The organism is Varibaculum cambriense, from assembly GCF_022133705.1.
Classification (GTDB): domain Bacteria; phylum Actinomycetota; class Actinomycetes; order Actinomycetales; family Actinomycetaceae; genus Varibaculum; species Varibaculum cambriense_A.
The window spans coordinates 21,962-36,721 of record NZ_JAKNHJ010000022.1 but is presented as its reverse complement, the minus strand read 5'-3'; the positions used below and the strand labels follow the sequence as shown (position 1 = coordinate 36,721).

The window sequence follows — 14,760 nt, the reverse complement described above, 5'->3', positions numbered from 1 at the left end:
TCCCTAAATGAGCTTTCTTGGCCATTACGATTTCACCTCGCGACTAACTAATTCAACCACGCTTTCTGCGTAAACTGTGGTAAGGGCTACGAATGTAACGATTTGGTAGCGAAATGATTGCATAATGGTTTAGACTGATTTTCGCCTGGTAAACCGGGCAGGTTATTTTGTCGACTGAATGGGAAAATCGTGGGACGTCATAGCCAAGGAAAGAAACCATTCCGCCATCTACTATGGCAGGCGGGGTTAGCCACTGCAGTAATCGCAGCCGCAGTCGGTACCTCGGGAGCAGTCGCTCTGCATTCCGCTTCCCTTCCCGCCGGGCAACCGCAACCCGAAATGACGACGCAAACCATTTCCAAAACCAACCCGGTTGCTCAAGCAAGCGGAGAATACGGTTTAGAAAAAGTTAGCGCTAAAGTCTTAGACGAATCCCCCACAACCGATCCTGCCACTGCGTTAACCAGCGATAATCCGCAACCAACTTCGCAAGCAAGTACTGCTGGGGCTAGTGCTTCCAGCGCGCAATACTCCCTGGCAGCTTTACGCAGAGCAGGCGTAGTGCATTGGAGCGGATATAAATTCACCTACTATTCCCAAAAAGTCTTACCCGGTGGGGGACTGCGGATTCCCGGCCGCCACGTGAATGCTAACGGGTATGTAGCTGACGCCGACGGCTATATTGTGCTTGCCAATGATGCTCCGAAAGGCACTGTGATTAACACTCCCTTTGGCGGGCCAGGAAAAGTCTATGACCGGGGTACCCGGGGAAACCACTTCGACGTTTACACTTCCTAAGCAGCCGCTATTTGTGTTATTACGAGGGCGCGTCCTCGTACCTGATCCTACCCGGGTAAACAGGTAAAAGTGACCTGGGTAGCGCTCTCATCTAAGATGGACACGATGAGTTTGCAAGCCGTAGTAGAAAAAGTAGCTAGTGAGCCGGCAGCTAAAAAGTTCTTCTCCCAGCCCCATAGCGTCCAGTCCCTTTATTGTCCTGCCGGAGTAAGGCCGGCGCTCGCGGCAGCCGCGGCGCAAACCGAGGTAAGTAGCGGAAAGTTTTCCCCGCTACCCTTCTCATCAGTAAATACTAAGAAAGCTGCGCAGGCTGAGGCGGCTAAGGAAAAGCGGCGCGGCCTGATCCTGTATGTAACTGCCTCGGGCAGAGCCGCCGAACAGGTAGAGGCGGAACTGGCGGGATACCTGCCCCGAGTTGCCCGCTTCCCCTCCTGGGAAACCCTGCCGCATGAACGGCTGTCTCCCCGTGCCGACACTATGGCGCAGCGAATCGCCGCCCTGCGCCGCCTGACCCATCCGGAAACCAGCGGCCCCGGGCAGGCGATAACCATTCTGGTAGCTCCCATTAGGGCATTATTGCAGCCGGTAGTAGCGGGTTTAACCGAGATTGAGCCCCTAAGAATTCTAGAGGGCGAAGATTATCCTCTCGATAAACTAGCTACCCGCCTACTGGAGCTGGGATACGAGAAAACCGATTTGGTGTCCACGCGGGGACAATTCGCGGTGCGGGGAGGAATTGTTGACGTATTCGTACCCGGGGAATCTCATCCCCAGCGCTTAGATTTCTTTGGGGACACTCTAGAGGAAGTAAACTACTTTTCCCTTTCAGACCAGCGCAGCCTGGAAAAAAGTCCTGTCGGGGTGTGGGCGCCGGCCTGTCGGGAATTGCTGTTAACCGACCAGGTGAAGCAGCGCGCTAGCGAGCTGCAACCCTCCCTGCCAGGTGTGGCCGATATGTTAGAACTGATCAGCCAGGGGATTGCAGTCCAGGGGATGGAATCTTTAGCCCCGGTGTTGGCTCCCGGGCTGCAAAGCGTGGTTTCCTTGCTGCCGGAAGATACCACTATCGTGATTGACGAACCGGGGAGAGTATCTCGCCGCGCCGCAGATTTGCTGGCCACTTCCCACGAATTTGAGCAGGCGGCTTGGCAAGCAGCGGCGGGAGGCGGAAAAATCCCGATCCGCGCTGCCCGCGCCCTCCAAAGTCTCAATGATTTTAATCAAGAAGCTCTCGATAAAAGCCTTGGCTGGTGGGAACTAACTGGTCTGCCCAGTGCAGATATATTGGATGCCGAAAACGAGGAAGAACCGGCCGCGGAGACCGTAACTCTCACGGAGGAACTCAGCGGGGGCGAAGAAGAAAATGGGCTCAGCGAAACTACCCGACCCACCTATGTTTACAACGGTCAAACTAGCATGGGCGCGAGGGCGACCAAAGGCTACCGCGGACAGATTGACCAGGCAGTTAAAGAATTAGGGCAGTACCTAAACGCCGGTTGGCAGGTGATTTTCTCCTGTTCGGGACGCGGCTTGGCCAGCCGATTCGCCGCTAATCTTTCCGAGGCAGGCCTGCCTGCCCGTGCAGTAGCCACTCTAGCTACGTCCTCGGATATAGAAAAGGGAAGCGTGCTGGTTACCGCCGGTAAAATCGCGGCTGGTTTCACCCTGAAAGCCTCACACCTGCTGGTATTGGCAGAGGCTGACTTGACTGGACGTTCTCCGCGCCTGGCACAAGCTCCCCGCAAATTGGCTAGTCGGCGGGGGAAAACCATTGTTGATCCCCTGTCTCTAAAGCCCGGGGACTACGTGGTGCACTCCCAGCATGGGGTGGGACGCTTCGTGCAGATGACCAAGCGCACTATCGGTAAAGGCCAAGACGCAGTTACCCGCGAATATCTGGTGTTGGAGTACGCCCCTTCGCGGCGGGGACAAGCTGGTGACCGGCTCTATGTCCCCACTGATTCTTTGGATTTGGTTTCCCGCTATGCCGGCTCGGATGCTCCGCAGCTAAACAAAATGGGGGGAGCAGATTGGGCGAAAACCAAGAACCGTGCCCGTAAAGCTACCCGGGAAATCGCGGCAGAACTTATTCGGCTCTACGCTGCCCGTCAGGCCACCAAAGGACACGCATTCGGTCCCGATACTCCCTGGCAAAAGGAACTCGAGGACGCGTTCGAGTATCAGGAAACTCCTGACCAGCTCGCTACCATCGATGAAGTCAAGGCGGATATGGAAAAACCGTCCCCTATGGATCGCCTGCTCAGCGGAGATGTAGGGTTCGGCAAAACCGAAGTGGCGGTGCGCGCGGCTTTCAAAGCTATCCAAGAAGGGTTCCAAGTTGCCTTGCTAGTGCCGACCACGCTGCTAGTAAAGCAACATTTTGAAACTTTTAGTGACCGTTTCGCGCCCTTCCCGGTAAAAATTGGGCAGCTATCGCGTTTTTCTACCCCTGCCCAGGCGCGAGAACTCAAAGACCAGTTACGTGGCGGCGAAATCGATTTGGTGATCGGAACCCATAGTTTGATTACTGGGGAAGTCGGGTTCAAAAATCTGGGACTGGTGATTATTGACGAAGAGCAGCGTTTCGGGGTGGAACATAAGGAAACTTTGAAAGCTCTGCGCACCAATGTGGATGTGCTCTCTATGTCGGCCACCCCGATTCCGCGCACCCTAGAAATGGCGGTGACCGGGATTCGGGAACTTTCGACCCTTTCGACCCCGCCGGAAGAACGCCACCCGGTGCTCACTTTTGTTGGTGCTTACCAGGACAAACAGGTAAAGGCAGCGATCCGACGGGAACTGCTGCGTGACGGACAGGTTTTTTATGTCCATAACCGGGTAGAATCGATCGACCGGGTAGCGGCGCATCTGTCGGAACTGGTTCCGGAAGCCAGGATCGCGGTGGCGCACGGCAAAATGCATGAAAAGCAACTGGAACAAGTAATGGTTGATTTCTGGAACCACCAGGCTGATGTGCTAGTTTGCACCACGATTGTAGAAACCGGGCTAGATATTTCCAACGCCAACACCCTAATTGTTTCCGGGGCGCATCGGATGGGGCTTTCCCAACTACACCAGTTACGAGGACGAGTAGGGCGCGGGCGGGAACGTGCTTACGCCTATTTCTTCTATCCGGGCGATAAACCGCTAACCGAAACTGCGCATGAACGCTTACAAACTATCGCTGCGAATACCGATTTAGGGGCGGGGACAGCGGTTGCCCAAAAGGATTTGGAGATTCGCGGAGCCGGAAACCTGCTGGGCGGGCAGCAGTCGGGCCATATCGCCGGGGTTGGTTTTGACCTGTATATCCGGATGGTGTCCGAGGCGGTGCGCGGTTTCAAAGAGGGCGCACAAGCAGAAGCAGACGATAGTGAAGTGCGGATTGAACTGCCGATCGATGCCCATATTCCCCCTGAATATATGGAGTCAGAACGGCTGCGCCTAGAGATGTATCAAAAGCTATCTAGCGTGCGGGAGGAAGCACAGCTGGAAGCGGTGCGAGAAGAAATGACTGACCGTTACGGAGTGCCACCAGCAAATGTGCAGCTACTGTTTACGGTGGCGAAGCTACGGATGGCTGCGCGTGCCCTAGGGATTAAGGAAATTGTGGCACAGGGGCGTTTTGTACGTTTTGCCCCGATTAGCTTGGCGGATTCGCAAATGCTGCGGATAAAGCGGCTGCATCCGGGAACGGTGATTAAGCCGGCGGTACGCCAAATCTTGGTGCCAGCTCCTAAGGGAGAAAAATTGGGGCAAAGCGCTCTGCATGATGAACCGCTAGCGCAGTGGGTGGCAAAGTTGTTACAAAATGTGCTGACCCCCTTTGGAAAAGTAAAAACAGACGCACCAGAATAGAGCTGACCGCGCCCTCTTGATAAGCTAACCCTAGCTATTAGCTTCAGAAAGACAGTCTTATGAATAACAGAGTTCTTCGAGTTATTGGTATTTGCGCCGGCACCGCCCTGCTCGGGATGGGGCTTAGCGGATGTTCCAACGCTGAAACCGCGAAAGATAGTTTTCCGGTCGAACAGGTGGCAGCTGAGATTAATGCGGCCACTCCCACTGATGAACAGCGCGTATCCTATATGCAACAGATGCGTTCCCAAGTTCAAAAACAGTTGGGAACTGAAGTGTATCCGCAAGCTGTTTGGGATTCCCTAGAGCGCGGCGAGATACCGTCCCAATACCTTGCCTCTTGGGCATCCGCGATGAAGGTCGCCAGGGAAGAATTGCGTAACCAGCCTGGATATACCGATGCGGATATTAATAAGTGGCTGGCTGCCGAAGCTGGAGTAGCAGGCATTAAGCAGGCAGACTTTTCTACGGATACCCTAGATTTCTGGCGGCTACAAAAGTTGTCTAGTGATCAGCAACAGGGGAAGTTATCTGCGGATTTAGCAAAGCGAATTCAGCCGAAGCTCCTGGCGGCGCAAAAACAGGGTGACAAGCAGGCTGCGGGATTGAAAATTAATGCCCTCTTAACTCAGGCATTGTCGAATACTACCGGGATCCAGGTGCTAGAACCTGATTTGGGTGCCGGAGTGAAACTGCAAAGTTTTGCCAAAGTGGAGCAAATGCTGCAAAGGCAAATGCCGCAAGGTTCGCAGCCGGCTAAGTAAACATTTTTCTTTCCGTCTGTGCCTAAAGATAGGGACTTTTGCAACCTGCTGACGTCCTTTACTTCCAGTAGACTGTAATTAAGTGATCAACAAAATCTATAAGGAGCGTGACCGTGTCACTAATCGTTGCTATTAATGCCCGTGAAATTCTTGATTCTCGTGGAAATCCCACCGTTGAGGTGGAAGTATTGTTGGATTCGGGGGCTTCTGCCCGTGCTTCCGTTCCTTCCGGGGCTTCTACCGGCGCTTTTGAAGCCGTGGAACGTCGGGATGGCGATAAAGGTCGCTACCTGGGTAAAGGTGTCCAGGATGCAGTTAATGCGGTAATGGATGATATTGCCCCAGAGCTAATCGGTGAAGATGCTTTTGATCAGCGCGCCATCGACCAGATGATGATGGATCTGGATGGCACTGCTAACAAAGGCAAATTGGGTGCTAACGCTATTTTGGGTGTTTCTTTGGCTGTTGCTCATGCTGCAGCGGAGGAAGCAGGGGTGTCCCTGTTCAAGTACCTGGGTGGCCCCAATGCCCACGTGCTGCCGGTTCCGATGATGAACATTTTGAATGGTGGTTCTCACGCTGACTCCAATGTGGACATTCAAGAGTTCATGATTGCCCCTATTGGTGCTGCCTCTTTCGCGGAAGCTCTCCGTATGGGCGCCGAGGTGTACCACACTTTGAAAGGCGTTATTAAAGATCGTGGTCTATCGACCGGCCTGGGTGACGAGGGCGGTTTCGCCCCCAATCTGGACTCCAATGCGGAAGCTCTCGACCTGATTTGTGAGGCGATCAAGAAAGCTGGATACGAGCCGGGTAAAGATGTGGCTTTGGCTCTGGATGTGGCTTCTTCCGAGTTCTTCAAAGATGGCAAGTACCTGTTCGAGGGCGAGCCTCGCGATACTGATTACATGGTAAAGTACTACGACGAACTAGTCGCCAAGTACCCGATTGTTTCTATCGAGGATCCGCTATCCGAGGACGAATGGGATGCTTGGAAAGCTTTGACCGAGCATATCGGTGACAAGGTTCAGCTGGTTGGCGATGACCTGTTTGTAACCAACCCGGAGCGTCTGGCTCGCGGCATTAAAGAGGGCGTAGCTAACGCTCTACTGGTGAAGGTGAATCAGATTGGCAGCCTGACTGAAACCCTACAGGCGGTTGAGGATGCTCACCGTGCCGGTTACAAGTCCATGACTTCTCACCGCAGTGGCGAGACCGAGGACGTAACTATCGCTGACCTGGCGGTAGCCACTAACTCCGGTCAGATTAAGACCGGTGCTCCGGCACGCTCCGAGCGGGTAGCGAAGTACAATCAGCTGCTCCGTATCGAGGACGAACTGGGTGACGCTGCGGTATATGCTGGGCGGAACGCATTCCCGCGTTTTAAAGCCTAGTTTGCAATGCCTATGCAGCTGATAGGCGATTAGCTTAAAGCATCCGGGGTGGGTCGAAAGATATTTCTTTCGACCCACCCCTTTATGTTTTTAAGCATTAAGCGCAGATAAATCTGTTCGTTGTATTCGGGTATTAGCCCTTAATTCACGTGATGTACGTTCGCGCGAACGCGTTGTCGGGTTTCTTCGAGATAATCCCGGGTTTCCAGCTAAGCCAACTGAACCAAATCAGAAGTTAAATACCTCCATTCTTTCGGGTAAAAAGTATTGATAGCATTGTGGGGTAATCATGCGCTTTTGGGGTTTACCCCAAAAGTGAGGTTAGAGTTAGACAAGTAATAAGCAAGGAAGCCGAAGACCAACTAACTCGCTGACGAATCTCGCAGGAAAGACGCTTTAGGGCGTAAGCTTTTCGCGAATAATGTAAACGAACAGCGGGTAACGAAGAATGCTGGGGATAGATGAAGATGAAGAAGTCTTTAGCGGCAGCTAGCGTAACTTTAGCGATGCTTTTTTCTGGGATCGGGGTGGGGGTTTCTACCCCCGCCGAGGCTGCCAGTGTTCCCTCTGTGAAATGGGCAATGCCCACACAGGTTAAAGCCAATACTCCGGAAAATACCGCTTCCCCAGCTAACGAGTCCTTAGCTGATTGGGAAAAACTACAGGCCAAACTGGCGCAAGAAAACCCTATTTCCTGGCTATTTACTGGTGATTCCATAACTCATGGCGCTAATACCAGTGAAGGTTTGCGGCGCTTCAGCGAGTATTTCAACTCGTATCTACATTCGACCCCCATTAATGGCATAGGACGCACTAACGATTTAGTAATGAATACCGGGGTGGCTAACTCTACTACCCGGTATTTGCGTCAAGCTTTCCAACAATCTGTCCTTGATAAAGGCGCTGACGTAGTCTTTTTGGCTTTGGGGATGAACGATTCGGTAAATGCCCCTGCCAAGGAACGGGTTGAACAAAATACTTACCGACAAAATCTCGAATACTTTATCGATCAGATTCGCGCCTCCGGTGCAATTCCGGTGTTGCAAACCCAAAACTATCCCACTGACGGGCGACACGCCTCTTTCGATACGTGGATGCAGACTGTCCGGGAGGTGGCAGCAGAAAAGAAAGTGATTCTGCTGGATGTCCAAAAATTCTGGCAAGCTGAGCACACGCCAGATAACTCTGACGGCTGGATGCAAGCCGATGGAGTACACCCCAGTGCGCAAGGCTATCTCGAGTGGGCGAAATTCCTGGTAAAACAGTTGAATATCTGGAATGAAAATTCAACGCTAGCCAATACTTCCAAAGCATACGTAGAGCGTTATGGAAGTCCCCTAACCGAGGTGCCAGTGACGCAAAACGTACCCGAAGCGTTAAACAAACAACCTCCACACCAGGCAAACCTGGTGTTCAATCACGCTCAGACCACCAGTGAATCTTGCACCCCGCAGATAAAAGATGACGAAGCCGCTCAGGTAGCACTCTTTGACAAACAGAACTTTACGGTGCGTTTCAAAGCCACCTCCACCCAGACCGGAACCCTTATTTCCTTTGCTGATAAGGACTCTAATCTGCAGCTGCGCCTCGATATTGCGGAGGGTGGAAAGTTTAAAGTTCAGCGTCAATTCAAAACCGGTAATCTTGACGGTTTCACGTTACAAAAACCCATCGTCGCTGACGGAAAATTCCATACTGTCAGCGTAAACATTACTGACGGTACTGCCGACTACTATCTTGATGGAGTAAAAGTACTGCCGTTGAAAGGTACGGGAGTTGGCGGCGCTAACGCCCTCACCTTAAATAACTTCTCGGTAGATTATGTAACCTTGTGCGCGGCGCGGGTGGGGACAAATCCCACTCCCGAGAGCTCATTTTCCGGAGTATTAGATTACGCAGCGGTTTCGAATCAGGTATTGAGCGAACAGCAAATAGCTAAACAGGCCGGTGCCCCTACGGTTAATTCGGTGATTTCTCCCTTTATCCATAATGGTAAGGGCACCCCCAACACCTGGGTATTTTTAGGTTCGGATACTATCTATGGGGGCGAGGGCGATATTTCCGCTAAATCCGCCACCGAAGTTTTTGACGAAGTGGTGAGCTGGGAATGTAACGGTAAAAGTTGTGACGCTAACCCTAGCGGGCTGCAGCTTGCCGCTCGCTCGCGTTTCGTAGTGAATTCGTCCTATCCGGGGCAGACCACCGCCAAAATGCAAGCCGCATATGACAGCCAGGTAAAACGTCATAAGCCACAGGTGCTATACCTCGTACCCGATGCGCTAAATCCCGCCGGGCAGCCCTATGAAACGCTTGACAGTTTTAAGAGCAATATCAAACAGCTGGTTGCCCAGGCCAAGGCAGACGGAATCCGCGTAGTGCTAGTTACGCCTGCTGAAGCCAGCGCCGAGGCCGACCAATACGCCGCGGAGATGTTACAGATAGCTGCTGACGAGGAAGTACCGGCAATTGCCGCCCACCAATACTTCCAAAAGCTGCAAGCAAAGAACACTAACTATAGTGACATTGTCGATGGTCAGGGCAGCCTGAACCATAAAGGGCAATTGCTGCTAGGCAAGTTCTTGCTGAAAGAATCGGGAATTCCCGCTCCCAATGGGCGCAGAATCGCCGCTTTGAACTACTATGACCCCGCAGCCAAACTGGTAACCCCTGCGGCTTCCTCAAATGCTGATGGCGCAGCTCAAGACCCGGTTAGCTGCAGCGTAAAGCCCTCTGGAATGGTAAAACTACAAGAGGGCGTGCGCTATACAGTGACTGTAAATGGTAAAGAAATATCCCCCCAAGCCAATGGGGCGTTCACCTATGATTACGGACAAACTCTGCGGATCAAAGCCGAAGCGGAAGCGGGATATGTCATTCCTGCTGGAGCGCAAACAATCTGGAGCTGGACTGCGCCGACTCGGGAAAAGTTGGATTGCGATAAACCTAAACCTCCGGTAGTAGATCCCAGCCAGCCCGGCAAACCCGGTGAGGGCGAGACTCCAGACCCCGGTGGCAACACTCCGAAACCAGGTACTGAGACTCCAAAACCGGAAGCTAGTGATAAACCAGCGGATAACCCTACCGGTAACCCCGGAAAGGCTCACCCGACTACGCCGGGTACGCCAGGTTCTATGGATAAGTCGAAGAATCGCCCTCAGCCCCAATCCTCCGCTAGCGACGTTACCGCAGGCAATCTTGCCCGCACCGGTGCTTCCCCCTGGGGGTATCTGTTTGCGGCCGCGTTATTTGCGGGTGCGGGGGTAGCGTTACGCTTTAAGCGCCTATGAAATCGCGCGCCGGCAAAACCGCTTTAGCCAAAAATCAATTAAAGAATCAGCGCCAACGCCTGTCTAGGTTTCCTAGAGGGAGGGCGGTTTATGTCGCTTTACTTATCGGGGTAGCGGTTTGCGCTCTGGTGGGGACTGTTATCTGGGCTGTGTGGATATCTCGCTCAGATACCGAAGCGAGAAATGAAAAACCCCAACTGCCAGGGGTAACTATCGCCGGGCAAAAGGTGAGCGCTGCCGAGTTTAAATACGCCCTCTCAGAGGTTAAATCCCAGGTAATAGCTGATTGCGCCAGCGGAGAAAACTCTATTGGCGCTGACTTTTGGCAAAAAAATCAAGCTAAATGTACTCGCCTAAACGCTGCCCCCAGCGCTAACTCCGAGAACGAACGTAAACAGCTGGTACTGCAAAAAGCGTATTCGCGTGCCAGTAAAAAGTTTTGCGCGAGCGCCAGCAAACCGGTTGAATATGCTGCTTGCCTGGCTGTACATTTATTAGAAGGGCAGCACGCTGCCTATAGACAGGCGGTGCTAGGGGGACAAATGAACACCCCCACCTGGGAAGAGGCGCTGCAGTCTTGGCGAGAAGGGAGCACCCCTAGCGAGGCCGCAACCGCCGCGAGGAATCCGGCTTTCGAGGGCGAGCAACCAGAGTTATCGGTTTATCTTTCGAAATACCTCAGCGGTCTGCGCGACCAATATATTAATGCTGAACAAGCCCCCGGGATGGGGGTTAGCGACCGGCAGGTTAAAGATCACTATTTGGCCAACGCCTGGGATTTTGGTGAAGAAATTGCTAAGCTTTCCTCGGAAGAAGAAAAGTGGAAGATTATCTCACCCAGCGTCAAAGTTGATCTTCGTACCCAGATTTATTACGACTTGTTAGCTCGACAGGTTCAGGGTATGGAAACGGTGATAAATCAAGAAAGCGTAGTTGCTTTCGTTAAAGACACTTTCAGTAAATAGAGCTGGTTACCCAGCAGGCGATAGGGGAAAGATGAACCTGAAGAAACTTGCTAAAGCTACCGGTATCACAGTGCTTGCCACCAGTTTGGTTGCCCTGTCTCAGTTGCCGGCAGTGGCTGCCCCGGTGAAGGCGGAAATTATTCCTGCCACTACCTATTACGTGAGCGCAGCAGGTAATGACGCTAATGATGGAAAATCTGAGGCTAAACCCCTTAAGACCTTGGCGGCTGTCAATAAACTGACGCTGCACGCCGGTGACAAGATTCTGTTAAAACGCGGGGATGTCTTTAACAACCAGCATCTGTGTATCAGTGGCGATAAAGCCTTCAAGTTTAATGACGGCACTACCTGTGCCTACCAGGCAGATAGTGATGGAGCGCCCCTGGTGATTTCGGCATATGGCGAGGGCGATAAACCGGTAATTGCCGCCAATGGTCAGGGACAGTGGAAACTTGACTATGGTTTGACCTTGGGACACAGTCAGCATTATCTGGCTAAGGATGCGGTTTCTTCTACCGTAATGCTAAAAGACGCCGAAAATATCGAGCTTAGCGACCTAGAAATCACCAATAAACGGCTCGAAGATGGCAGCGGAAAAGAAAACGGGTGCGCCTATAACGATAACTGCGCCCTTGACCGCACCGGGATTGCCGGGATTGCGCAAAACCAGGGAACCTTAGATCATGTGGTGCTAAAGAACCTTTACGTCCATGATGTGAAAGGTAATATCTACAATAAACACAGCGTTAATGGTGCGATTTATTTCAGTTCCCTAATCGCCAGCGACCAGATGAAACCAGCGGCTGAACGTAAGACTCCGGGATTTAAGCCTGCCTTGGACAAACCCGAAAAAGGATATCCCCGGTTTAATGATTTACAGATTATCAATAACCGGGTAGAAAACTCCGGACGCTGGGGGATAGCCGCTGTTTACAGTGCTTACGCCAGCGTTGCCGTTGATGGTCGTATACAGATTCCTGGTGAAGTCATCACCAAGTATGGTTCCACAAATGTGGTAATCAGCAATAACTATATTAAGAATATTGGTGGTGACGCGATTACCGCCATGTACGGGTATAAGCCAGTAGTTGAAAGCAATGTAGCCACCGAGATTGCTACCCAGATGAACACTACCGATTATCTTTTTGCGAAAGATACTCCCGGAAAATTTGCTAAGACGGGAGGGCGCGTAGCCGCCTCCATCTGGCCGTGGAAATCAAAAGATGCCGTATTCCGCTTCAACGAGGGTTTCAATACCCAAAATGCCGATAAAGGTAACGGTGACGGAATGCCCTGGGATGCGGACTCAGGTGACGGTACCGTCTACGAATACAACTATTCCGCCAATAACTCTGGGGGAACGGTGATGTTCTGCGGAGATCAGGCAGCAAACTCCACCTTCCGTTTCAATATTGCGCAAAATGATTCCCTCGGGGCGCTTTCACCAACTTTTTGGGATGGAGGCTATAGCGGAAAGTATCCGAATGCGCATGTTTACAACAATACTTTCTATTTGAAAGCAGGATCCTCGATTTTGCACCCTGCGCAAGCTCAGCAAGGAACGATGAAAGTAGAAAATAATATTTTCTACAATATGAGTGCCCAACCCCGCACTGAATCTTGGAATCCCCTAGGACATATCACCTGGGATCCAAAAGATATTGATGGGAATGCCAAGGTAACTTACTCCCATAACCTTTACTACAACTACGCTAACTATCCCGCTAGCGACCTCAATCCCGTAAAAGTAAGTAAAGGCAGCGCGGTACTGGCAGATCCGGGGAAAGCTCCCAGTGATGCTGCCACTGATATGAAAGCACGCCCCCACTATTTCCCCGGGTTAAGTTATGCCGAAGCGGATGCCAAGACCACGGTCTTTGATGGTTACAAACTAGCCGCTAACTCGCCAGCAATTGGGAAAGGTAAAGAAATAGTTGACGATAACGGCTTTGCTTTAGGTACTGATTTCTTTGGACGCACTGCCAACCCATTTGATATTGGGGCAGTCTCTACCGATCAAAAACCACTCCCGCCAGCAACCGTTACCGATATTGCAAAACTGGTTAGCACCACCTATCAGGTAACTGACGGAGAAACCGTACCCAGCAAGAATGGTGCGTATAAAGCTGGAAATACTATTCACGTTCCCTCAACGGAAAAGAGTCCCAGCACGATTGCGGAAGTGCTCTCTAACCTGACTGTAGAGGGTAAAGCGCAAATAGTTGATGCTGCCGGTAACGCTCAGGCAGAGGACGCCCTGGTGGCAGCGGGAATGAAACTAAAGATTACCTCTTTAGATGGCAAAGTTACCAGCGAGTTCCTGCTGTCGATAGATAACGTGTATAGCTGGCTGGATGACTACACCCATAACGTGCAAGGAAATGTCTGGTTTGGGCAAAAGCAGACAGGCGCTAATGGTAAATGGGTAAATATCGATAAAGCTGACCCTGCATGGCCGAACTGGCAGGTAGACCAGTATTACGGGCCAGGTATTAACGGCGCCCAACTAGCTCCCGCCGACCGGAGCACTCTCTACGGTTTGCTTTCTGATTCCCCGACGTCTGCGGGCGCAACCGCAATGGCGTGGCGGGCTCCCAAGACCGGTTATATTACTTTCAAAGTAAAGGATGCGGCGGCAGGTAAACCTGCGGAACCATTCTTGCGTCAAGGCGATGCTACCGGCGGAACAGTCACCGTGAAACTGCTGGTTAATGGAAGTGAAAAACGTTCTTTGACTTTAGAAAAGAAAGAGATTCGCCCGGATGGCGAATTTAATTTCACCGCCAATGATGCGAATGCTATACGGGTTTCTAAAGGGGACTATGTGCGGGTAGTTGCTGAATCTACCGGAACGCCCGCCCAACCATCGATGTTCGTTAGCCCCACTATCACCTATATTGATCGCACAGTAGATACGGAAGTTATCCCCGTGAAACCGGGAACTGCTACCGGTGACCCTGATACTCCAACTCCGGGTCAAGATCCGCAAACCGATAAAGGATATGTGGAAGGTAAAGTTCCAGGATTTGCCCTGAGCCTGGCAGGAGACAAAGTTACCGCTAAAGTTACTTTACCGCAGGTTGAAGGTATCGAATATCTGGTTAATGGAGCCCCGTTAGCTGATAGCTATCCGGCTGGCCCCGTGGTGGTGACCCTAAAAGCGAAAGCCGGTTACAAACTGGGAGAAAGCGCCACCACCGAATGGAAATTCACGGTGCCCGCCACCCCTGAATTTGCCAGTGACACTGGAAATCTTCAGATTCCCACCACTGTCGGCGTGAGCTATGACGCGCAAAATCAGACGGTGGCTCCCGGTAAATCGGTGACAGTTGCCGCTACCGCTAGTGATGATTATTCATTTGCGGCTACCCGCGCTGTGAAGTGGACATTTACCGCTGATCAGAAGGATGATCCTAAGCCAGGCACTGACCCCGAGAAACCGGGAACAGTTCCCTCTGACAATCCGACTCAGCCGGACAGCGGAACAGTCGCTGATGGGAAGCAGAAGAACCCCAACAAACCGACTACAGCGGTCAGACAGAATCGGGGTTCACTGGTTACTACTGGTAGCCTGGCAGGTATTGCAGCTTTCGCAGCTTTAACGCTCGGGGCTGCGGGAATGGCGATTGTTCGGCGACGCACTAAGGAGCAATAGCAATCGCGCTGAATACTTGACCTCTCAGAACGCCGGAGC

The 14,760-nt window shown here is 52.1% G+C and carries 7 protein-coding genes; all 7 read left to right on the top strand.

What is annotated here, in order from left to right; all coding sequences use genetic code 11:
- Window positions 1-189: 189 nt before the first annotated feature.
- The 7 genes from L0M99_RS09355 to L0M99_RS09325 all read left to right on the top strand — a co-directional run bounded on the left by L0M99_RS09355 (window position 190) and on the right by L0M99_RS09325 (window position 14,721).
- Window positions 190-798, top strand: coding sequence for a hypothetical protein (locus L0M99_RS09355; protein ID WP_024059546.1), 609 nt, complete (start codon window positions 190-192; stop codon window positions 796-798).
- A gap of 105 nt (window positions 799-903) precedes the next feature.
- On the top strand, window positions 904-4,656 hold the full coding sequence (mfd, locus tag L0M99_RS09350) for a transcription-repair coupling factor (RefSeq protein ID WP_238128425.1): 3,753 nt from the start codon (window positions 904-906) through the stop codon (window positions 4,654-4,656).
- A gap of 59 nt (window positions 4,657-4,715) precedes the next feature.
- On the top strand, window positions 4,716-5,420 hold the full coding sequence (locus L0M99_RS09345) for a hypothetical protein (RefSeq protein WP_024059544.1): 705 nt from the start codon (window positions 4,716-4,718) through the stop codon (window positions 5,418-5,420).
- 113 nt (window positions 5,421-5,533) lie between these two features.
- Complete coding sequence (gene eno / locus L0M99_RS09340) at window positions 5,534-6,814, top strand: phosphopyruvate hydratase (RefSeq protein WP_024059543.1); 1,281 nt, start codon at window positions 5,534-5,536, stop codon at window positions 6,812-6,814.
- Window positions 6,815-7,275: 461 nt separating this feature from the next.
- The gene (locus L0M99_RS09335; RefSeq protein ID WP_038109261.1) at window positions 7,276-10,101 is read left to right on the top strand and encodes a GDSL-type esterase/lipase family protein; all 2,826 of its coding nucleotides are present in this window, start codon (window positions 7,276-7,278) and stop codon (window positions 10,099-10,101) included.
- Window positions 10,098-11,066, top strand: coding sequence for a hypothetical protein (locus L0M99_RS09330; protein ID WP_024059541.1), 969 nt, complete (start codon window positions 10,098-10,100; stop codon window positions 11,064-11,066). Before L0M99_RS09335 ends, L0M99_RS09330 begins: the two co-directional genes overlap by 4 nt.
- A 31-nt stretch (window positions 11,067-11,097) precedes the next feature.
- Window positions 11,098-14,721: a right-handed parallel beta-helix repeat-containing protein gene (locus L0M99_RS09325; protein WP_024059540.1), complete on the top strand. Its 3,624-nt coding sequence runs from the start codon at window positions 11,098-11,100 to the stop codon at window positions 14,719-14,721.
- Window positions 14,722-14,760: the final 39 nt, after the last annotated feature.